The sequence below is a fragment of the Nitrosospira briensis C-128 genome (assembly GCF_000619905.2).
In the GTDB taxonomy this organism is placed as follows: domain Bacteria; phylum Pseudomonadota; class Gammaproteobacteria; order Burkholderiales; family Nitrosomonadaceae; genus Nitrosospira; species Nitrosospira briensis.
On record NZ_CP012371.1, the window covers coordinates 2,197,955 to 2,218,389 of the forward strand.

General features: G+C 54.3%; 17 protein-coding genes, 1 tRNA gene and 1 pseudogene. 7 read left to right on the forward strand and 12 right to left on the reverse strand.

All coding sequences use genetic code 11. The features are described from left to right. Window positions 1-17 precede the first annotated feature (17 nt). Window positions 18-497 (forward strand): peptide-methionine (S)-S-oxide reductase MsrA, encoded by a 480-nt coding sequence (msrA, locus tag F822_RS09945; RefSeq protein ID WP_025040783.1) that lies wholly within the window; start codon window positions 18-20, stop codon window positions 495-497. Window positions 498-649: 152 nt separating this feature from the next. On the opposite strand, the gene F822_RS09950 is transcribed toward msrA, so the two are convergent. From F822_RS09950 to F822_RS09960, 3 genes are read right to left on the reverse strand one after another with little or no spacing between them, the layout of a single operon-like run. Then, entirely contained in the window at window positions 650-1,882 is a 1,233-nt protein-coding gene (locus F822_RS09950; RefSeq protein WP_025040782.1) for a multifunctional CCA addition/repair protein, read from the reverse strand. A gap of 24 nt (window positions 1,883-1,906) precedes the next feature. Next, the gene (locus F822_RS09955; RefSeq protein WP_025040781.1) at window positions 1,907-2,839 is read right to left on the reverse strand and encodes a complex I NDUFA9 subunit family protein; all 933 of its coding nucleotides are present in this window, start codon (window positions 2,837-2,839) and stop codon (window positions 1,907-1,909) included. Beyond that, window positions 2,836-4,785, reverse strand: coding sequence for a lytic transglycosylase domain-containing protein (locus F822_RS09960; RefSeq protein ID WP_025040780.1), 1,950 nt, complete (start codon window positions 4,783-4,785; stop codon window positions 2,836-2,838). Before F822_RS09960 ends, F822_RS09955 begins: the two co-directional genes overlap by 4 nt. Before the next feature lie 115 nt (window positions 4,786-4,900). Here F822_RS09960 and F822_RS09965 point away from each other — a divergent pair, with 115 nt between their 5' ends. Further along, window positions 4,901-6,265 (forward strand): NAD-dependent succinate-semialdehyde dehydrogenase, encoded by a 1,365-nt coding sequence (locus F822_RS09965; RefSeq protein ID WP_025040779.1) that lies wholly within the window; start codon window positions 4,901-4,903, stop codon window positions 6,263-6,265. 48 nt (window positions 6,266-6,313) lie between these two features. Here F822_RS09965 and gdhA read toward each other — a convergent pair whose 3' ends face one another. Both gdhA and F822_RS15885 read right to left on the reverse strand, forming a co-directional pair. Beyond that, window positions 6,314-7,657: an NADP-specific glutamate dehydrogenase gene (gene gdhA / locus F822_RS09970; RefSeq protein WP_025040778.1), complete on the reverse strand. Its 1,344-nt coding sequence runs from the start codon at window positions 7,655-7,657 to the stop codon at window positions 6,314-6,316. A 359-nt stretch (window positions 7,658-8,016) separates the two neighbouring features. After that, the gene (locus F822_RS15885; RefSeq protein ID WP_256330133.1) at window positions 8,017-8,151 is read right to left on the reverse strand and encodes a hypothetical protein; all 135 of its coding nucleotides are present in this window, start codon (window positions 8,149-8,151) and stop codon (window positions 8,017-8,019) included. Window positions 8,152-8,190: 39 nt separating this feature from the next. Here F822_RS15885 and mltA point away from each other — a divergent pair, with 39 nt between their 5' ends. After that, window positions 8,191-9,378 carry a murein transglycosylase A gene (gene mltA / locus F822_RS09975; protein ID WP_025040777.1) on the forward strand — a complete coding sequence of 396 codons (1,188 nt, stop codon included), beginning with the start codon at window positions 8,191-8,193 and terminating at the stop codon, window positions 9,376-9,378. 34 nt (window positions 9,379-9,412) lie between these two features. Here the strand turns inward: mltA and F822_RS09980 are convergent, their stop codons facing one another. Together F822_RS09980 and F822_RS09985 are read right to left on the reverse strand one after the other, a co-directional pair. Further along, window positions 9,413-10,126 (reverse strand): DsbC family protein, encoded by a 714-nt coding sequence (locus F822_RS09980; RefSeq protein ID WP_025040776.1) that lies wholly within the window; start codon window positions 10,124-10,126, stop codon window positions 9,413-9,415. Window positions 10,127-10,209: 83 nt separating this feature from the next. Then, entirely contained in the window at window positions 10,210-11,379 is a 1,170-nt protein-coding gene (locus F822_RS09985; RefSeq protein WP_025040775.1) for a UbiH/UbiF family hydroxylase, read from the reverse strand. Window positions 11,380-11,586: 207 nt separating this feature from the next. Between F822_RS09985 and F822_RS09990 the strand changes: the two genes are divergently transcribed. Further along, a tRNA-Met gene (locus tag F822_RS09990) sits at window positions 11,587-11,662 on the forward strand. 667 nt (window positions 11,663-12,329) lie between these two features. Here the strand turns inward: F822_RS09990 and F822_RS09995 are convergent. The 3 genes from F822_RS09995 to F822_RS10005 all read right to left on the reverse strand — a co-directional run bounded on the left by F822_RS09995 (window position 12,330) and on the right by F822_RS10005 (window position 14,445). Beyond that, complete coding sequence (locus tag F822_RS09995; protein ID WP_025042158.1) at window positions 12,330-12,917, reverse strand: hypothetical protein; 588 nt, start codon at window positions 12,915-12,917, stop codon at window positions 12,330-12,332. 10 nt (window positions 12,918-12,927) lie between these two features. Beyond that, window positions 12,928-13,782, reverse strand: a complete 855-nt coding sequence (locus F822_RS10000) for a papain-like cysteine protease family protein (RefSeq protein WP_053111343.1) — start codon at window positions 13,780-13,782, stop codon at window positions 12,928-12,930. Window positions 13,783-13,860: 78 nt separating this feature from the next. Then, window positions 13,861-14,445 carry a PLL family lectin gene (locus F822_RS10005; RefSeq protein WP_053111344.1) on the reverse strand — a complete coding sequence of 195 codons (585 nt, stop codon included), beginning with the start codon at window positions 14,443-14,445 and terminating at the stop codon, window positions 13,861-13,863. Window positions 14,446-15,089: 644 nt separating this feature from the next. On the opposite strand from F822_RS10005, the gene F822_RS10010 reads away from it, so the two are divergent. Continuing rightward, entirely contained in the window at window positions 15,090-15,491 is a 402-nt protein-coding gene (locus tag F822_RS10010; RefSeq protein WP_025041757.1) for a hypothetical protein, read from the forward strand. 56 nt (window positions 15,492-15,547) lie between these two features. Then, a complete protein-coding gene (locus F822_RS15615) occupies window positions 15,548-16,216 on the forward strand; it encodes a hypothetical protein (protein ID WP_197272811.1) in 669 nt (222 codons plus the stop codon). Window positions 16,217-16,250: 34 nt separating this feature from the next. Here F822_RS15615 and F822_RS10020 read toward each other — a convergent pair whose 3' ends face one another. Continuing rightward, a complete protein-coding gene (locus F822_RS10020) occupies window positions 16,251-17,573 on the reverse strand; it encodes an MgtC/SapB family protein (RefSeq protein WP_025041755.1) in 1,323 nt (440 codons plus the stop codon). 435 nt (window positions 17,574-18,008) lie between these two features. On the opposite strand from F822_RS10020, the gene F822_RS10025 reads away from it, so the two are divergent. After that, complete coding sequence (locus F822_RS10025; protein ID WP_025041754.1) at window positions 18,009-18,338, forward strand: BON domain-containing protein; 330 nt, start codon at window positions 18,009-18,011, stop codon at window positions 18,336-18,338. Window positions 18,339-18,954: 616 nt separating this feature from the next. Here F822_RS10025 and F822_RS10030 read toward each other — a convergent pair. Next, window positions 18,955-19,936, reverse strand: a pseudogene (locus F822_RS10030) (PstS family phosphate ABC transporter substrate-binding protein). Window positions 19,937-20,435: the final 499 nt, after the last annotated feature.

The following is a 20,435-nucleotide window of genomic DNA, read 5'->3' on the forward strand; positions in this document are numbered from 1 at the left end:
GTTGAGGAGGTGCCGAAATGACAACAGAAAAAGCAATTTTTGGAGCAGGTTGTTTCTGGGGCGTCGAATCTGTTTTTCGGGCAGTCAAGGGCGTGGATGAGGTGATAAGCGGATACGCCGGCGGCCATATCAAGAATCCTGCCTATCGCGATGTATGTTCGGGCGAGACCGGCCATGCCGAAGTGGTGCAGGTGGCATACGATCCATCTCAGGTTGGTTACGATGAGTTGCTCGAGGTGTTCTGGAATTGCCACAATCCCACCACACCCAATCGGCAGGGACCGGACGTAGGTACGCAATACCGTTCGGTGATTTTCTTTTATACGCCCGAGCAGGAGATTGCGGCGAAAGCGTCCAGGGAAAAATTGCAGCAAAGCGGGCGCTGGCGCGGGCCCATCGTCACGGAAATTCTGCCGGCCTCCGAGTTTTATCCTGCAGAGGAATACCATCAGCACTATTTTGAGAAGCGCGGCATTCGGGGCCATTGCCACGGTTGAAGGAGCGTGCACTGCATTGCGAGCAATGGTGAGATTGCGTATCCCATCCCACAATTGCCGATGAATAGCGCCATGCCCCATCCATCCCAAAAAAAGCGGTGTAGTGGTACTGGTTGATTTAATCAGGTCGCCGCAATTTATCTTTTACAGCGTCAGGCCAACCGGTTTCTGATTTCCGCGATCCGCATCTCGCTCACCCTGGTATTGATCGCGCCCGGCAGGCGAGTGGGATCGGAAATGGTTTTGGTCAATTCAGCGGCAATTGCGCCCGCATCCACGCTCCTGGCCGCTTCAAACGCGTCATGTAACCGCTCGGCCTGGGGGTAAGGTTTTTCCGCATAGCCGGGCCGGCCGTGAAAATCGCAGGCGCATGCCTGCAAAAATTCTTCGAAGCGTTTCGGTTTGCGGTATGCATCCACGCCTTGCAACATATTGGCGATGGTGACGGGCCGCAGTTCTGCAGCGCGATGTACGTCGCCATGGTAGCGTGCGACCAGTAAAGCGAGGTCGCGCGCTTCGTTAGGTACCCTGATGCGCTCGCATAAATCTTTCACCAGCTTGACGCTCCGTGCTTCGTGACCGATATGGCGCGGCCATTCCTCCGGTGGAGTCGTGCCTTTGCCAAGATCATGCGTCAGCGAGGCGAACCGTACCGGCAGGGAATAATTCCTGGAAGCTGCATGATCGATAACCATCATCACATGCACGCCGGTATCAATTTCAGGGTGGTGCTGCGCCGGTTGGGGTACCCCGAACAAGGCGTCCACTTCAGGCATGATGCGGGCGAGCGCGCTACACTCGCGAAGCGCATAGAACATGCGCGAAGGCCGTTGTTCCATCAAGCCGCGTGCAAATTCCTGCCAGACCCGTTCCGGTACCAGCGCATCCACTTCACCGTTGTGCACCATCTCGCTCATCAGTGCGAGGGTCTCGGATGCGATTCGAAAACCGAAGCGGGCGGCAAAACGGGCGGTTCGCAGCACGCGAACCGGATCTTCAGTGAATGCCGGGCTTATGTGACGCAGTAGCCCGGCTTCCAGGTCGGACAAGCCGCCAAACAGGTCGATGATATTGCCGTCCTGATCCTTGGCCAGGGAATTGATGGTGAGATCGCGCCGCGCCAGATCCTCCTGCAAGGTAACTTCAGGCGAGGCATAAACTTCGAAGCCCTTGTACCCGCGTGACACCTTGCGCTCGGTACGTGCCAGCGCATATTGCTCCTGGCTCCGGGGATGAAGGAAAACAGGAAAATCTTTTCCTACCGGACGGTAGCCGAGCCGGATCATCTCGTCCGGCGACGATCCTACAACTACATGGTCATGGTCGGTCACCGGCAGGCCCAGGATCTCATCGCGAACGGAGCCGCCGACCAGATAAGTCTTCATTAAGAACGACTCTCGAAGGGTGGATTATCGCCCTGCGCGAAAATCATCGTACCGTTCCCGCGGCACATCGCCCGCCAGATATATAGGTGCCACTTCTTCCAGGGCAGTGGACCGAATACCCCAGGCTTCCATAAAGTTGCCAGGGGCGTCACAATTACAGACGCTATCCACTTTCATTGAATAATAGTTGTCGCGGGTCACGAGTTTTCCGGGTAGAAACTCCATTATCATCGCCTGCAGATAAGAAAGGCTATCGTTGAGGCCGATGATGGCCGGGTCACGCCCGGTAACGTGGGCGGCATATTCCACCAACTGCCGCAGGCTGTAACATTGTGGGCCGCACAGATCGTAGCGCTGACCAAAAGTGTGGGGCGCCGTCAAGCTGGCGGCGAATGCATGCGCTACATCCTTGACGAATACCGGCTGAAATTTTGCATTGGGCGACCCCAGGGGCAACACCGGTAGCCGCGCCAGCCTGGCAAACAGGCTGAGCGATGAGTCTCCGGGGCCGAAAATAACGGACGGCCTGAAGCTGGTCGTAACCAGGCCGGACGTCATCATGATTTTTTCGCCTTCGGCCTTGGAGCGCAAATACGCGCTGGGCTGGCTCGGGCCGGCATTCAGTGCACTCATGTGCAGTAAGCGCGCTATTCCGTTGCGCTCGCATGCGGCCGCGATTTTACGCGGGAGCTCCACGTGCACAGTGTTGAAGTCCCCATGCAGAATACCCACCAGGTTGATGACCGCATCCATGCCTGTCAGTAGCCGGTCAAGTTCCGCATCATCGTAAATATTCGCCTCTACCAGGCGTACGGTTGGTAAAACCAGCAGGCTCCTGGCGCGCTTGTAGCTGCGCGTGGGAATACGCATATAGATTTCTTGCGTGGTCAGGAGATTTGCGAGATGCCGGCCGACAAATCCGCTGCCGCCAAAAATGCAGACATTTTTAATGTTCATTGTTTACTTTTCGCTTCTGAAAATTGCTCGCTATCCTCCCGGGACATCACAACCCCAAGCCGATGCTTCAGCGCCGTCGTTGGATGCCCGAAGGTGTTGGCGTAATACATTGCGTTGCTCATGACTTTTTTTACATAGTCGCGGGTTTCATTGAAAGGGATGGTTTCGGCGTATATTGCGCCTTCCATCGGCTTGTCGCCGCGCCATTGCTGCGCCCGGCCGGGACCAGCGTTATAAGCGGCAGAAGCCAGCAGTGGCTGGTTGTCGGTAAGTGTCAAGACATGCTTGAGATAATACGTACCCAGGGTCAGATTGGTATCTATCTCGGACACGCGTGCGGGGGAAAATTTCCGGACGCCCATTTTTTTCGATACCCATTTCGCAGTGGCCGGCATCAATTGCATCAAACCCATCGCACCGGCGCTGGATCTGGCATCGCTGATGAACCGGCTTTCCTGGCGGATGAGGCCGTATACCCAGGCCTCATCGAGTTCCTGTTGCTTCACGAGGTTACGCAGCGCATCGCGGTGAGGAGCGAGAAAACGCAGGGTGAAATCATGCTGCCGTACTGTTTTATCCGCCGTATTGATGGCCCGGTCATAGATTCCATTACGCCGCGCAACTTCAGCGGTGGCAAGCAGGCGTCCGTCGTCGAAATCGCGTATTGCCCAGACCCATTCGCGTGTGGCCTCCGTTCGCAGATTAAGGCGATACAAGGCAAGCGCCCGTTTTATTCCCGGCAGCCGCTCAATGGCGGCAATTTCCTTTGACGTGGGTTTATAGGGTTCGGTCGCGACGCCGATCGCTACGCCCAGTTCCTCTTCCGCCAGTTGACCATAAAAGTTGTGCTCGGTGCTCAAGGGAGCGAAAATAACATTCGCTTCCGTTATCTTGCCTCCGGCTTTCAGCGCCCGCGCTTTCCAGTAACGCCATACACCTGTCTCCTGTTCGGAAGCAGACATGGCTTCGATCGCATCCAGCACCAGACCCCAATCACCGGCGCGCAGGGCCGCGCGCGTTTTCCATCCGAGTTGCGCATCCGATAACGCAACCGGCGTGTCGGTGCCGGCGGCTTCCGCAAACCAGTCAAGGGCGCGCGGATTCAGCTTTCGCGCTGCCTGATCCGCCAGTTGCACCATGAAATACGCATGATCCGCATTGCTGAATCGCGCGCGCATTCTCGGCCAATAGGCATAGGCCTGATCGGGGTTGTTACGGAGCAAACGCAGTATTGCAAAAAAAGCGATTTCACGGTCGGCGCGAGTATTGATCTCATGCCGATGTTTTTCCAGAAAGCGCAATGGGCTCCCTGCGGCGGAGTCCAGCTGGCGCGTATTGAGCGCCTCATTTTCCGGTAGATATTCATTGATGCGTTTCGCTACCCCTACATTGCCTGCCTCGAGCGCGAGACGCAGGCGCGTCCATACATCTTCCACCGTCAATTTCCCGGCAACATCCAGCGCATCGAACAACGCCGTGCAGCTTTCCGGCATGTCCCGTGCGTTAAACCATAACGGGTGCGCCTCGGTGAATGCACTGGCATCGTTTGCGGCGATGCGGTGTTGAAGTGAATAGCAGGTAAGTTCAGTATCCTTGTTGATGAGATCCGGATATCCCTCCGCAAATAATTCCCATTGCTGCGCCTTGCCAAGGCTTTTTAGCCATTCACCCTGTAGCCTGTCGCTCAGTGGGCTATCCTTGTAGCGATCGAGAAAACCTTTGACCGCCGGCATGCTCACATCGATATTCTCAAGCTGCGGGTATAGCTGATAGTAGATTGCGTAGGGTTCCAGTACATGCCCTCTCAGGCGTTGCGCATAGGCCGCCACTCGGCTGGCGTCGCCATTTTGAAACGCTTGCCTCATGGTCATGAAATCGTCATCCTGGCTCGCGGCCACGGTTCCGGCAGACATAGCAAAAAATAACATTGCAAAAAAGATTTTCATAACCTGCTATAAAATAATTGATTGAGCTGAAAAATTAGGTGAAATACCGGCTTACGCCATACGCATTTGTCTCCCGTTCGGACAGGGCGCTTCTCTTCCTGAAGAATAGCACATCATGCCATATATCAGCCTGAACCCCACCACCAATGAAACGCTAAAAACCTATCCCAGTTGGGATAGTCATTATCTGGCGGCGGCTTTGGAAAAAACCTGGAATGCGCAGCGAACCTGGGCGCAAATGACGCTCCCCGACCGGGCCGAGCGCATGCATAGCGTTGTCAAGCTGCTGCACGAACGAATTGACGAATATGCCGCACTAATGGCCATTGAAATGGGAAAGCCGGTGCGCGAGGGCCATGCAGAGATAAAAAAATGCGCGCTTGTCTGTGATTACTACGCAGTGCACGCCGAGCATTTCGTGCAGCCGGAAATGGTTCAGACCGATGCGGGCAAGAGTTATGTTTCCTACGAACCGGCAGGCGTCGTGCTGGGTGTGATGCCATGGAATTTTCCATTTTTCCAGGTGATTCGTTTTGCCGCCCCAGCGTTGATGGCAGGCAACGCTTGTGTTTTGAAGCATGCTTCAAACGTCCCTCAATGCGCGTTGGCGTTAGAGCAATTATTCCGCGATGCGGGATTTCCCCCACATCTATTTGCGGCACTCATGATCGAGTCTGCCGACGTAGCCGAGGTTATTGCCAGCCCTCACGTCAATGCGGTGACACTTACAGGTTCGGAGTCCGCTGGGCGTGAAGTGGCTTCCCATGCCGGTCGGCATTTGAAAAAATGCGTCATGGAACTGGGCGGATCGGATGCATTCATCGTGCTGAAAGATGCCGATCTCGAACTTGCTGCCACCTTCGCGGTGAAATCGCGGTTTCAGAACTGTGGGCAGTCATGCATAGCTGCGAAGCGCATCATTCCGGTAGCCGACGTTGCCGATGAGTTTGTATCTCTCTTTATAAAAAAAACAAAAGATTTGAAAATAGGTGATCCCATGAATGAAACAACCCAGATCGGTCCAATGGCACGGTTTGATCTGCGGAAAGATTTACATCGGCAGGTCGTCGATTCGATCGGACAAGGCGCAGAAGCGATTATCGGTTGTGAACCCATGCGAGGAGAGGGCGCATTCTACCCGCCATCGATATTGGATCGGGTAACGGCAAAAACCCGGGCATATCATGAAGAGTTATTCGGTCCTGTGGCCGCCGTGATACGGGCAGCAAATGAAGAAGAGGCCATTCGCATTGCCAACGATACCCGCTTCGGCCTGGGTTCAAGCATCTGGAGCCGCGACACGGAAAAAGCCGAACGGCTTGTAAGGCAAATCCAGGCTGGCTGCAGTTTCATTAATGGCATGGTCAGGTCTGACCCGCGCCTGCCTTTTGGGGGTACCAAGGCTTCGGGGTTTGGCAGGGAATTATCGTATCACGGCATCCGCGAATTCGTTAACATAAAGACTGTGTGGGTCAGATAAGCCAGATGAGGCGGAAGACGTTGACAGGAGGCGACATCACCGCAGTGATCAGATCACGCCCTGGCCAATCATCGCATCCGCTACTTTTACGAAGCCCGCCACATTGGCACCGTTGACGTAACTGACGGTGCCGTCCTTGCGTTGACCGTATTGCAGACAGGATCGATGGATAGCCTGCATGATCTCGAGCAACCTGGCATCCACCTCTTCCCGGGGCCATGAGAGGCGCATGGCATTCTGGCTCATTTCAAGACCGGAGGTGGCCACGCCTCCCGCATTACTCGCCTTACCCGGTGCAAAAAGAACACCGCTGCGTTCGAAGCGCTTCACTGCCTCCGCCGTGGAAGGCATATTGGCGCCTTCAGCGACACATATTACGCCGTTGTTGATCAGGTTTGCCGCATCCTCATCACTTAGCTCGTTCTGGGTGGCGCACGGCAAGGCGACGTCGACCGGAATATGCCAAGGACGCATGCCGGGAATAAAATTGGCTTTCGTGCATTCCGCATAGCTGCTGATTCGGGCATAGCGCAAGTTTTTGCACTCCATCAGCTCAGCCAGCTTTTCAGGGGTGAAGCCCTCTTCATCCACCACAGTCCCGCTGGAGTCGGACATGGTTATTACCTTAGCGCCGAGTGCCATCGCTTTTTCCACGGCATATTGCGCAACATTCCCGGAACCCGAGACGGAAACCCGCATCCCTTCGAGCGCGCGGCCGGATTGCTTGAGCATTTCCTCGGCGAAATACACCGTGCCGTAACCGGTGGCTTCCGGACGAATCAGCGATCCGCCAAAACTCAGCCCCTTGCCGGTAAAAACGCAGTCCGCACGGTTGGAGAGCTTTTTCATCATGCCCGCCATGAAGCCAACCTCTCGCCCGCCGACGCCGATATCGCCAGCCGGCACATCGATATCAGAACCGATATGGCGGAACAATTCGCTCATATACGCCTGACAGAAACGCATTATCTCTCCCGGGCTCCGGCCCTTGGGATTGAAGTCCGCGCCCCCTTTGCCGCCACCCATGGGCAGTGTAGTGAGGGCATTTTTGAGAGTTTGCTCGAACGCCAGAAATTTAAGGATGGAAAGATTCACCGAGGGATGAAAACGAGTGCCGCCCTTGTAAGGACCAATGGAGGAACTGTGCTGGATCCGGTAGCCACGATTGACATTCACCTCGCCTTTATCGTCTACCCAGGCTACCCGGAAAATGATTACCCGCTCCGCTTCTATCAGGCGATCGAGAATACCGTGCTCGCCATAGCGAGGGTTTTCCGTGATAAAGGGCCAGAGACTCTCGATGACTTCTGCAACCGCTTGCAGATATTCGGGTTGGCCCGGGTTCCGCTCGGCTATGTAAGCGCAGAACTCCTGAAAACTTTGGTATCTCATTTTGCTCCCCAGCATAACAAAACCATACTCATAAGGTGAGTATTCTGCCAAATAACTGGCGGACCCGCATTATATTTATATTTAACCCGGATGTTTCATAAATTGACGCGCGCCCTTGCTGGTCTTTTGTTTCGTGTGAAAATTTCGTTCAGTCGGGGTGTATGAATAACTACGCCACTCTTCACGAAATCTCCCTACAAAACAAAATCCTGCGCAATCATCACGCGAATTTATGAAACATCCGGGTTAGGAATGATTGCGGAAACTGTTACGGAATTTTTTGATTTTCCGTCACCAATCTCTGCCGGATAGCGCGGATGCGCCTATCCAGGCAACCGCCTGTCACCGCTTGCAGCGTCTTATTCGTTTTTTCCGTCATTTTGGTCGTCCTCGTCATCTTTCTTGCGCGGCTTGGCTGTCCACCAGACGACAAGAATAAATAACGATAGAGCGACACCCGCTTCCAGCAGTAATATCCACATAGGATCAAGCATGATGTATATTTATCATACGCAACTCTAACTCATAATCTGATGAAAGACCAATCGGCCTTGCTTGCCGTTGCCGCGCTACTCTTGCTCAACGCATGTACCATCGTCTCCACGACGCCGACTCCACCGGTCGCTATCGAAACGCCGGTTGCGCCGACCTCGTTGGTACCCATGCTCAAGCCAACCGACTGGAACGCCCTGACGGGTTGGGCGGAGGACGATATTCTGCCCGCATGGGATGCCTTCCTCCGAAGCTGCGCTGTTCTGAAAAATCAGCCGCTGTGGGGCGAAACCTGCATTCAGGCTGCCGCCATGCGTGGACAGAATAGCGCAATACTGCGAAAGTTCTTCGAAAGCCGTTTTGTGCCACATCAGGTGCTGAATTCCGACGGTAGCGACAATGGCCTCATCACCGGTTACTATGAACCGCTGTTAAAAGGTAGTCGCAAGCAATCGAAGCGTTACCGCTATCCGCTATACAGCACGCCGGATGAGCTTCTGGTGGTCGACTTGAGTGAGGTCTATCCGGAACTCAAAAATATGCGGCTGAGAGGGCGGCTGCAAGGCCGCAAAATCATACCGTATTATAGCCGGTCTGACATTGCGAGTAATCCTGCGCCGCTACAGGGAAGGGAACTGCTGTGGGTGGATGATGAGATCGACCTGTTTTTCCTGCAGATACAGGGTTCGGGCCGGGTGCAACTCGAGAATGGTGAAGTCGTGCGCGTAGGCTATTCCGAACAAAACGGGCATCCCTATAAATCCATCGGGAAATTGCTGGTGGAGCGCGGCGAGTTGCCCCTGGAAAAAGCTTCGATGCAGGGAATCAGGGCTTGGGGCCAGAGAAATCCCCATAAGCTGGGCGAATTGTTACGGCAGAACTCGAGCTTTGTTTTCTTCCGCGAGGTGCCAACCGCCGTGCCGGGACCGCTAGGCTCGCTCGGTGTACCGCTGACGGCGGGCAGAAGCCTTGCTGTCGACCCTCGGGCCGTGCCTCAGGGTGCACCGGTTTTTCTCGCCACGACCTGGCCTAATACGGATAAGCAGCTTTATCGGCTCATGGTGGCGCAGGACACAGGCGGGGCCATCAAGGGCAATGTCCGCGCCGATTTCTTCTGGGGTTTTGGAATCGAGGCAGCGGAACAGGCTGGCAAGATGAAACAGGCAGGCAAGATGTGGGTTTTAATGCCCGCCGGCTATGTGCCGCAAGCTCAGATCAGAAGGAATTGAACTTGTTCGGGCCGACGCCACAATTCCGCGCTTGTCATTTTGCGGATGACACACCCAGTTTCTTTTCTATGGCTTCAGCAGCCATCAAACCTGGCGCGATCGAGCCATCCGCAAAAATCAGCGTCGGGGTACCGCTTATGCCGTTCTTCTGGCCTGCCTGAAGAAGCTTGCCAATCGGCGTCTCACAGTCTTTTCCGGTTGGCGCAATGTCTTTAAGCATGAAATCTTCCCAAGCCTTGAGCCGGTCGGGTGAACACCATATTGAAGTAGCGGTAGGGACCGAGCCGTTAAGCACCGGGTAAAGCAACGTATAGACAGTCACATCGTTAACGTTGGCCAGTTCTTTTTCCAGACGCTTGCAGTAGGGGCAATTCGGGTCGGAAAAAACCACGAGCTTGCGCTTTCCATTTCCCTTGACTGCTTTAATTGCAAGTTCCAATGGGAGAGAGTCAACACTTATTCGCCGTGCATCCTTGATCTGCTGCAAGCGATCGCTGGTCAAGCTCTGCTTCGTTTGCGGATCAACGACATGGCCGAAAAAAAGGTATGACGCTTTTTCATCGGTATAAAACAATTCTCCACCCACCACCACTTCGTATAGCCCGAGGTAGGGAGTTTTCTTCAGGCTTTCGATTTTCTCCCCCGGGAAATTTGCCTGGATCGCTTTTTTCAAAGACGCCTCATCAGCAAAGGCCGTTCCGAAAAGGAAGCACAACAGCAGCGAAGAGAAAACAAGATTTATGCGCATGACCCGATTGCTCCGTTTATGTGGTTTTTAGTGCCTGGTTGTTAGCTTAACGGTATGTGAGCCGATCAATCCATGGCTTGGCGTCAGCTCAATGCGTGCTGCATCAGCCGGTCTTTTATGAGCGGTAGGCGGTTGGTGATTCCCAGCCCTAAATTACGCAAGCGAACCAGTGTCGGGTTAGGATTGCTGAATAACTTCTGCAGCCCATCGGTAACCAGCTCCATGGCCAGAATATCTTCCTTGCGTGCCCGCTCATAACGGCGCAGCAACCGGTAATCCCCGCAATCCGGTTGCAAGCCTCGCGACATGAGGGTAGAGGCCAGCTCATGCGCATCGCGCAGGCCAAGATTGACACCTTGCCCGGCAAGTGGGTGAATACCGTGCGCGGCATCACCAATAAGCGCAAGACGCGGCTGCACCAGTTTGTTCACGTGTACGAAATTCAGCGGAAAAGCAGCAGGCCGTGTGACGAGTTGCAGCTCGCCCAGGGTGTGGCACGAGGCTTCGGCGACCTGTTGGCACAGTTCCGCCTCAGGTAGACCCAGTAACTTGCGCGCCAGCTCTTCCCTGGCCGACCACACCATGGATACCAGGTTGTTGGGCAATGGCAGCAGTGCCAATACCCCGTCTCGCCGGAACCACTGGTGAGCGACATTATTGTGATGCCGCTCGGCGTTGAAATTGGCCACTACACCTGTCTGCTGGTAGGAATGCCGCGCCACCGTGATTTCCGCCTGCTCGCGCACCCAGGAATTCAGGCCATCTGCGCCGACGATCAGCGACCCTTGCAACACATTGCCATCGGCGAGGTGCAGATCGGCATGGGAGTCAGCCCATGTTATCGAGGTACACTGCGCGGGGCAGAAAATCTTGAGATGTTTTTTTCGGCGCTTGAGCGCCTCCCATACCGCAGCCTGAAGCTGCCGGTTCTCCAGGATGAAAGCGAGTTCCGGAAATCCGATATCATAGGCGCTGAAATCGATGCGTGCGGCGCTATCATCGCCAAACACGGCCATGTTGTATACCGGGCTCATCCTGGATTTGTCGAGCGTTTGCCAGACTCCCAGGTTCTGCAGGAAGGCAGTGCTGCCCGGGCTGATGGCATAGATTCTGCTGTCCCAACTGTCATCGGCCGGTAGCGGGAGGGGCGGGCGCGACTCCACCAATGCTATTTTGAGGCCGCTGTCTTTGAGAGCAAGCGCCAGACTGGCTCCAACCAGGCCGCCGCCGACAATTATGACATCGAATTTCATGAAGGCATTATACAGGGGCTTTGGCTGGGGCGGGATGAGGTTGGGATATCATTGGACGCTGAATGTCATGCCGGAGTGTGTTATGAAGCTCAGCTAAAGCCATATTTTTTCTTCCTGCAAGATCATGGAGATAGCAGCGGGAAATCCTTGTTAATCTTGACAGAGTTCCCTGCTGAAGGCAGAATTCGACCTCTTCGGCTTATACGTGGCGAATTAGCTCAGTGGTTAGAGCAGCGGAATCATAATCCGTTGGTCCCCAGTTCGAATCTGGGATTCGCTACCAAAAAACATTCTTCGTAATAACGTCCATGCGATGTGGAGCATTCGGGATAATCTTAGCATAGATTCCGGATTCAACTGTGCGATGCCTAAACGAAGATTGTGCAACAAGCCTCTCTGAAATAAAAGCATTGCGCGCGCTCTACATATCGTATGTTTCTGCATTGTTGCGCCTGTCGGCAAGCAGGTTTTGCAATCATGCTGTTTCAATTCAGCATCAAGACAACGCCGCGCAAATCGCCGCGCTCTGCTCGACCGCATCAATATCCACCTCAAGGCCAAAGGGCTACCGGCTACCGGCTTCCGGTCTTTGGTACGGGAAGATGCTCGCTCCAGCCAGAATGGTTTAGGACTTGGGCTCTGCATTGCATGATTGGGGCGTTATCAGCGCCTGTTGCGAGCTTTCCGCTAGCCATGACTCGGATTCGAGCGCAGGCGAATTTGTTAAGGATTCGGTAAGTTTTTACGGGGAACAGGTCAACCGTCACAGGCCCCGCCAGCCGCTAGCTCGATTCGCTTTGCCTGCCATGTCCTGTGAAACCGATTCGACACGGCGCGCATGAAAGGCTCGCAAGTTGAATCAACGGCGCAACGCTTAGTGTTCTGCTTGCACGCCGCAAGCAGAACAGGTGCCGCATCCCAGCCTCTTATCTTCACGCGAACTCAGCGCCTCATCCCCCGGTCCTGTCGGCAGCCTCCATCGGTACGCGGGCCTTGGCGGCAAGCTCCTTGAGCAGCACGGCGGCCGGGGCCGGTTTATCTCCCGGCGTTTCCACCGGAGAAGGCGCCAGCGGCTGCAGGAGATCGCCTTTTCCCTGCGTTTCGTGAAACCAGAGAGCCTGAACATAGAGTCCGGGAACGTTGAGAAGCCGCAGTTCAAAGCCGCCTTGCGCCACTTCCGGAAAGTCCGCCACCGCGCGCAGCGCCCTCGCGCTCGAGTCGACGAAGCGGCTTTCGTTAAAAGCCGAGAAAACCTGCTCTCCCCGGGGTCCGGCAACCGTCTCGGCGGAGGCGAGGACATTGTCGCCCTCCTGCACCAGATAGCGCCAGCCGGTCGGCCTGGCCGCATCGAGACCTTTTCCCGCCACGAGGTCGGAGAGGCCCAACGTGAATACCTGCTGCGGCTCGGTGAGCTGCAGCGGCCCGGTAGCATTGCGCAACGCGGGGGTTCTGAAGGCGCGGTTCCTGCTCAAATCCAGGAAAGTGGAATGCATGGCATCCAGCGCCTGTTGCGGAGGTTTTGGAGCGATAAAGGCCATCGGAAACTCCTCAGTATTTGGTGTAGTAAGTATGGGTCCATGTTCCCGACCCTTTATAGGCAGTCTGCAGGGTCGCGTAATTGACATCCGAGCGGCCGTAGATCGGATCGTCGACCGACACATAGTCGATACCGCCCGCGCTATATTGCCCCTTGATGACCAGGAAATGGGCACCGCCGCCCGACCAGGCCACCCGGATGCCCAGCGGACGAGCGAAGGTTACCTCGTTCTCGATCTGGGCGGTGGTGGCGATGCCGCCCACCCAGTGGTCGAAGTGGCCCACCACCGTAAGTGCCTGGTCGAGAAAGCCGTAGACGTTGCAGGGGCCGGACGCACCTGCGCCGCAACAGTCGGTTCGTGCCAGTTCGCCATTGGCCACGGCGCACTGCTGCCAGTCGCTCCCCGGCTGGTAGAACAGAGCGACGCTGGTCGCGGTTGCCGCCCAGCACCAGTTCGATTGCTGCTGGGGCTGCATGAAGAAGTACATTTCGTCGAGCCACCAGATGGTATCGATGTGCTGATCGGTTCCCACGACAAAGACGTCGAGGATGTCGGGATAACGGCTCAACGCATTGATCGAGGTTTGCGGCGCGACGGCGCCTGCGGCGATCTGGAACCAGGAGCCCCAGCCGGTGCTGGCGTCCCACCAGATGCTGAAGGCGCCGTGGTTCGTGCCCACGGCGAAGACATCGAGATGATTGGGATAGCGCGACACGACGCTGATGGACGTGTTGGGAGCCGCTGCGCCGTTGGCCACCACAAACCAGTTCTGGGCCCAGCCGCCATTGGCGTCCCACCAGATGCTGTAGATCCTATGATCTGTGCCGACGATGAAGAGGTCCAGGTGAGTCGGATAACGCGCCACGGCCGCAACCGAACTGCTCGGGGCGGCGAACCCGCCTGCAACCTGGAACCAGCTTGCCCACCCGGTGCTCGCGTCCCACTAGGTGCTGAAGATGCCGTGATTGGACCCGACCGCAAAAAGGTCGATATGGTTGGGGTTGCGGGTCACCGCCGTGATTGACGTTCCGGCTGCGGCCACGCCGCCGCTGACAACGAACCAGTTCGCCGCCCAGCCGCCATTGGCGTCCCACCAGATGCTGCGGATTTTGTGGTCCGATCCCACCGCGAACAGATCCAGGTGGTTGGGGTTGCGAGCGATGGCTGCGACGGAAGTTCCCGGCGCCGCAGTCAGGTTGGAAACACGGAACCAGCTATTGGCCCAGCCGCCATTGGCGTCCCACCAGATGCTGTAGATCTTGTGGTCCGATCCCACCACGAAAAGATCGAGGTGGTTGGGATTGCGGGCGACTACGGTGACGGTCGTTCCCGGTGCCGCGATGCCGCCGGCAACCTGGAACCAGTTCGACCATCCCGTGGAGATATCCCACCACGCGCTATAAATTCCGTGGTCGGTACCAACACAAAAGATATCGAGATGCTGCGGATACCTCACAACCGAGGTAATGGAAGTCGACGGTGCCGCAACACCGCCGCTGATGCCAACCCAATTCGGTGCCCAGCCCATTGTCTACTCCTTCCGTTGATGTTCATGTCCCGAAAATACAGGACTCCATGTATCAGGAAAAATAAACGCTCGTTTTCATATGTGGACATCACTTCAGTATGACCAATCAGGGTTTCGTTCAAGCATATGCTTGATTGTTAATGACTCTATCTCTCGTGATTGCCTCTTGCTAAAGCTCAACCCTGATTCGTTATCGAAACATAAAGGACTGCTATTTTCTGGAGCTATTCATTATTTATATATTAAATGCCGGAAATTACAAATATGAAATACTTGAACTCAAGGGGACTCTAAGCCCATCCAAATGTCTCGATTAAGTTCATAAACTGCTGGCACGGCGGCGACGAAGTGAATTTATAGCAAAATTTGGACTTGGCTCCTTTGTCGAGGTGTATCAATTGTGACTTGCCGCCGTGTGTCATTTACAGTTGTCGAGACGATCGATAGCTCCCGCTTGGTTCGGTTACCAATAATTTGAGGCTGATGTACTCCCGGTTACCTTTTTATTGAAGCAATTCGTTGTTATCGCGAATATTGCAAATTATTATTCATGATCTATATTAAAAATTGTTCTGAGTATCATCTGTGAGTGCCGATTCAACCGTTATCTCTATGCCCATTTATTTTTCTCCATGGAGAATCTTATGCACCTGCCTCTTTCGGCGTCCTCTGTAAATCGCCTGATCATTTCAGTCATATTTTTTCTGACATTCGCTTCTCCTGTGGCGCAAGCGCAAGCGCCACAGCCTGTCGAAACAACTATGAAAAGTATGGTTTCCGCTATTCTGGCTAACTCGTTGCCAGATTTTGTATCGCCTGGAGATCAAGCGTTTCAAGCCGGGATGACAAAGGAGATGCTCAGCAGCATCAATCAATCTCTTGCCTCACGCCTCAAGCAGGGTTACACCACTACGTTCCTGACCGCGCTGCGTCAGCAGGGATTCGACGTATATGTCTGGAAGCTGGAATTCAAGGACGGAAACGATGACGTTCTTATTTTCATGGCCCTGAAGGACAAAAAAGTCGGTGGATTCTGGTTGCGTTAGTTTATTCATAAAAAATCCGGATCAAGTCAAGCTTGCTGGTACGGACCGAGACCTATATGAAAAAGATCGAATTGATGTGCCTTGTCCTTATCATGCTTGGGTTGATTCCTGGTGTTTCGGTATGGGCGCGCGGCGGCGGTGGTGGGGGAGGGCATGGAGGTGGAGGGTTTGGCGGCGGCGGACACATTGGAGGTGGAGGGTTCGGTGGCGGCGGACACATTGGAGGTGGAGGATTTGGTGGCGGTGGGCACATTGGGGGTGGAGGGTGGGCCCATGGCGGAGGAATGCACTATGGAGGCGGGGAGCACTTTGGCGGCGGAGTTGGTTATTATCGCGGCGGGGGAGTCGGCGTCTATCGCGGCGGCGGATTGGGTTACTACCGTGGTCCACGCGGTTTCTATCGTGGCTACGGCTATGGCCTCGGATTTGGTTTTGGAGGGTATGGACTGGGATTAGGTTTAGGATATGGTCTGGGTTTTGGCCTTCTAGGTTATGGGCTGCCTTATTATCCATATCCGTATCCATATCCACCCGTGGGGAGTGCGCCGTCGGCACCGCCGATATATATACAACAAAACATGCCGCAACAAGATGACATGCAAAATCCGGCTCAGCCACAATCCAGCTATTGGTATTATTGTCAGGCGCCGGAGGGTTATTACCCCTATGTCAAGGATTGTCCCGGTGGCTGGGAACAAGTGCCCCCACAGCCGCCTGCCCAATAATGTCGTTACTCGCATCGCCAGGCTTTTCCCCTGACTACCCTGCCTTCCCCTCAAGTTGCGGAATCCAATGCAACATGAAGGGATGGACGATATCCCAGACCAGCATGCCGATAGTCCCCGCGACAGCCACACATACCATTGCGGAGGCCAGCCGACCAATTAAAGTGCGGTTGTGTTTGCGTAGCACGAACGATAGACTGAACGCGATGCTCGTGAAGGATGCAAGAACGGCACCGGTGCCCGCAACGGTCGGCGATATGCTGCCTTGCGAGGCCAGTGTAGCCGCAGCGGCTACCGCGCTCGCGCTGGACATCAGGCCGCCGATGATGCTGACGAAGTAGAACCCCATGTCGCCGAATTGGCGCTGGGTCACTGCCCCGACGATATGAAGCAGCAGAAATACGGCACCGTATTTCAGCGCCAGCGGCAGTGAGAATGGCAGCTCAAGTTTCATTTGCGGCACCTCCTCCCCCGATGGTCGATCACGTCTGCGATAGCTCCATAACACCAGAGCCGTGCTTGTGAGCAGCATCAGCACGAATGCAGCGAGTGAACCGACAAGGGCCAGTGGCGCAAGGATTAGTAGTAAGCACGCGTTGCGCATGACCATTGCGGTGGTGGCAAGCAAAATGCCCCTGTACGCCGACTCGACGAACGCACTCGACGATGGCTGCACGCGCGAAGATAACTCGATCACTGTGAAATTGCTGTTAACCAGACCGCCCAAAAAGCCCAAAAACACCACGCCACGGGCACCATAGAGCTTCCACAGGATGTAATTCACGAAGCCGATGCCGGCGATCAGGATCACAGTCACCCAGGCGGCTCGAGGTTCAATCAGATTCCATGGGCCGACGGTACCCACTGGCAACGCCGGGTAGATTACGATCGCCAGAATAGCCAGCAGAAGCGCCGAGCGCAACTCGCTTTCCGTCAACCCCATGGAAAAGCCCGCAAGCCCTTCTTTCCAGGCGAGTAATGCAGTTGCGATCACCATCACTGCCGCCGGCAAAACTGTATGCCCCTGCCCGCACAGAATGCCTGCCATGCAGGTTACCAGCATCGCCGCCGACGTCGTCAGCTCTGTTCCCTGAGCAACCCGTAATGCCTGCACATTCAGCAACACTGTCAGCGTGCCGACAAGTGCGAGGATGAGCAGCGAAAACGCAGTACCGAGCGCACCGCCGAGCGCACCGAGAAGACAGATGAAACCGAACGTGCGTAATCCCGCTTCCTTACCGCGGCGTTCGCGTTCCATCCCAATCAGCAGCCCCAGAGACAGGCTCAGCGCTAGACGAACCAGGATCTGCAGATATGGCCAATCTGCGGTCGGCAAAGCAGGAAAGGACTCAGCCATTAATTCTTCATTTCAGGACGAAACTGTCTGGAGATTTGAGTTTAAGTGCATAGTAACTCATTTATTATATTAAACATATTTCTCTGTAACCGATTCGACTTGCGCCAAACCTCTGACTTGTCCGCCTATGCGTGCAGGGAAACTGGTGTTTTGCTCCATTAATGGGGGCGCCTGTACCCTCACCCAGTCACTTTTCCGCTGCGATTCTTCAAGTCTGACAGGCTGCTGGCTACCGGCAATGATGCCTCATCTTCATTCGCTGTATGAAAAGCTTTTTATCCTGATCCGTTAATTTCATGGCATATTTGTTCCGTATCCACTTGAAGTTATAGCACCAGATAGAGCGCTACGTCGGATGACCAACGTACGGTACCGTACAGATCGAGTGCGAGGGAAGTGACATTCTGTTCCTCCCTAATCTTGAAGGATAACGCGATGAAAACAATTAAACTTTTGGTAGGTATGTTTATGATCGGAGCGCTGTTGGCGCCTGTTGCGAGCTTTTCCGCAAGTCACGATTCGGATTCAAGCGTGGGCGAATTTGTCAAGGATTCGGTAATCACCAGCAAGATCAAGGCCAGGTTGGCCGCCGAAAAGGGTGTCAGTGCGATGCATATCATGATTGATACAGATAAGAATGGCGTAGTGGTGATGAGCGGCACAGCCAGAAGTCAAGCTGAAATCGATAAAGCGCATTCGATCGCGCATTCTGTCGACGGTGTCACGAAGGTCATAAATCACATAAAGATCAAGAAAGAGCATTAGGCCAGGTCTGCTCGCGCCCTAACGCCACCAGGAATGCAACGGCCGGGTAACCCCCGGCCAATTTTTTTGTCATGAGTTGAGGGAGAACGGCCTAGCCTACCTGCTTGACCGCTCGTACTTAACCGACTACCAACAATGCCGAGCCTGGACTATTCTCCCCCAGAGATTTAAAGATTTAAATGGCAGAGGTTATTGGCAGTCTGCCACCTCATCTTTTTCGTCGTATTATCCTAAATCCGGTAGTTGGACAGGGTGAAGTGTACGGTTTTTGGGGTGCAGGGCAAGGCGCAACGACGCGGAATGCGACCGCGCAGGGCGGAGCAGTGCCTTCCGCAGGAAGGTGCGACCCCGAAGCGGGATGTGGGCACCCCCTTGCGTGTGGAACGCGATCGCGGCATCCCCTGCGCTGCCCGATCCCCGCTGCGCGGAGCCCCTCGGGCGACGCTTCGGGGCGCCGTTCCATTCCAAGGAGTTGCAACGCAGCCATGTGCCGCAAAAACTGTGCAATTCTCCCCGTAGCGCCCTCACTCGGAAGGTGAGCGTCAAATAATATAAAATATTGTTATTAATCATAACACTGATATATTAAATGAGCGGTCAACTACCGGATTTAGGATTATAGGCTGGCCTCACGCTTGAGCAATTCATCGATCTTGAGCCCCACTTCCGATTGGCCGTTTCTTCTTGTTCAGGTGCTCCAGATTAGTGGTGTAAGCTTGAGCTGGCAGCGGAAAATATTTAACTTCCCTTACCAGAGTCGATCCTTTTTCCATATAGAACTCAACAAACTCCTTCACCCCGGATTTTTCTGCCGCCTTGATATTCACGTAAATAAAAATCGGGCGTGACAATGGCTGGTAGCTTCCATCCTCCACCGTTTTAATGGATGGGATAATACCGCCTTTGCCTCCATCAACAGCGAGCGCTTTAACCTTTTTCTGATTTTCGAAGTAGTAAGCGAAGCCAAAAAATCCCAGTCCGTTTTTATTGCTCGCCACCCCCTGTACCAGCACGTTGTCGTCTTCGGAAGCAGTGAAATCACCCCGACTCGATTTGGCCTTTCCGACGATTGCTTCCGTAAAGTAATCAAAGGTGCCAGAGTCCGCTCCTGGACCGTAAAGGTTTATCGGATCATCAGGCCATGCCGGGTTTACTTGATTCCACCTGGTTATTTTCCCCTGGGCGCCGGGCTCCCAGATCTTTTTTAATTCTGCAACGGTAATATCCTTAACCCAATCATTTCTTGGATTCACCACAACCGTCAATGCATCATACGCCACCGGCATTTCAACGTATTGCACCCCGGCAGCTTTACAATTGTCCATTTCTTTTTTAGAGATGGGGCGCGAAGCGTTGGCGATATCTATTTCCCCACGGCAAAATTTCTTGAAGCCGCCGCCAGTGCCTGAAATACCAACTGTGACTTTAACGGCGCCGTTCTTGGCTATTTGAAAATCTTCCGCCACTGCTTCGGTAATGGGATAAACAGTGCTCGAACCATCGATTTTCACAATGGGCTCAGCATTCACAACGCTGATACCTCCAAGCAGCGCACCCAATACCACTACTACTATCTCAATACTCAGGAATTTCAGCATTTCGTTCTCCGCAAGATGGATCAGGAGCCGCTTTCCGGTGACATTTGACATCCCTGCTCTGGCTATTAACTCAAGCCCTGTCAGTAACCAGGTCAGCGCCCTGCATTAATTTATTGGTATCAGTATTTTTGCCTTGGTGCTTTTGGACAATTCAAAAATAGAGGGCATTAAACCCAGATAATTCATTAGGCGGCTTTGCGAGCCTACGCGGAGTGCTGGCGGTCAGTTTGCGGCCATTTTCGCTACCTGCGCGGCGTCCATAGAACGAGCTATGGACTTCTCTCAACCGGCAAAACTGCCTCGCAACCTGCCTCGCCATCATCTCGCGTCCTAATGAATTATCTGGGTTTAACGCAAGTCTGATATTTTCATCTGATTATTCTCGTCTTCTTTAAGGAAGACGATCAGGAGAATACTGCCCAGTCATGTCGATATCATTTCGGTTTTGTGTCTGTTTTATGACGTTGCGGATTGGCTATAAACGAGAGGCGGAGTGATG

Excerpts from the sequence above, each read along its gene's own strand:
- F822_RS10010 (WP_025041757.1), top strand. The coding sequence starts at position 15,090 with ATGCACCTGCCTCTTTCGGCGTCCTCTGTAAATCGCCTGATCATTTCA.
- F822_RS09980 (WP_025040776.1), bottom strand. The coding sequence starts at position 10,126 with ATGCGCATAAATCTTGTTTTCTCTTCGCTGCTGTTGTGCTTCCTTTTC.
- F822_RS09995 (WP_025042158.1), bottom strand. The coding sequence starts at position 12,917 with ATGGCCTTTATCGCTCCAAAACCTCCGCAACAGGCGCTGGATGCCATG.
- F822_RS09985 (WP_025040775.1), bottom strand. The coding sequence starts at position 11,379 with ATGAAATTCGATGTCATAATTGTCGGCGGCGGCCTGGTTGGAGCCAGT.
- F822_RS10025 (WP_025041754.1), top strand. The coding sequence starts at position 18,009 with ATGAAAACAATTAAACTTTTGGTAGGTATGTTTATGATCGGAGCGCTG.
- F822_RS09955 (WP_025040781.1), bottom strand. The coding sequence starts at position 2,839 with ATGAACATTAAAAATGTCTGCATTTTTGGCGGCAGCGGATTTGTCGGC.
- F822_RS09960 (WP_025040780.1), bottom strand. The coding sequence starts at position 4,785 with ATGAAAATCTTTTTTGCAATGTTATTTTTTGCTATGTCTGCCGGAACC.
- F822_RS10005 (WP_053111344.1), bottom strand. The coding sequence starts at position 14,445 with ATGGGCTGGGCACCGAATTGGGTTGGCATCAGCGGCGGTGTTGCGGCA.
- F822_RS15885 (WP_256330133.1), bottom strand. The coding sequence starts at position 8,151 with ATGCTTGATCCTATGTGGATATTACTGCTGGAAGCGGGTGTCGCTCTA.
- F822_RS09965 (WP_025040779.1), top strand. The coding sequence starts at position 4,901 with ATGCCATATATCAGCCTGAACCCCACCACCAATGAAACGCTAAAAACC.
- F822_RS10020 (WP_025041755.1), bottom strand. The coding sequence starts at position 17,573 with ATGGCTGAGTCCTTTCCTGCTTTGCCGACCGCAGATTGGCCATATCTG.
- gdhA (WP_025040778.1), bottom strand. The coding sequence starts at position 7,657 with ATGAGATACCAAAGTTTTCAGGAGTTCTGCGCTTACATAGCCGAGCGG.
- F822_RS09950 (WP_025040782.1), bottom strand. The coding sequence starts at position 1,882 with ATGAAGACTTATCTGGTCGGCGGCTCCGTTCGCGATGAGATCCTGGGC.
- F822_RS15615 (WP_197272811.1), top strand. The coding sequence starts at position 15,548 with ATGAAAAAGATCGAATTGATGTGCCTTGTCCTTATCATGCTTGGGTTG.
- mltA (WP_025040777.1), top strand. The coding sequence starts at position 8,191 with ATGAAAGACCAATCGGCCTTGCTTGCCGTTGCCGCGCTACTCTTGCTC.
- msrA (WP_025040783.1), top strand. The coding sequence starts at position 18 with ATGACAACAGAAAAAGCAATTTTTGGAGCAGGTTGTTTCTGGGGCGTC.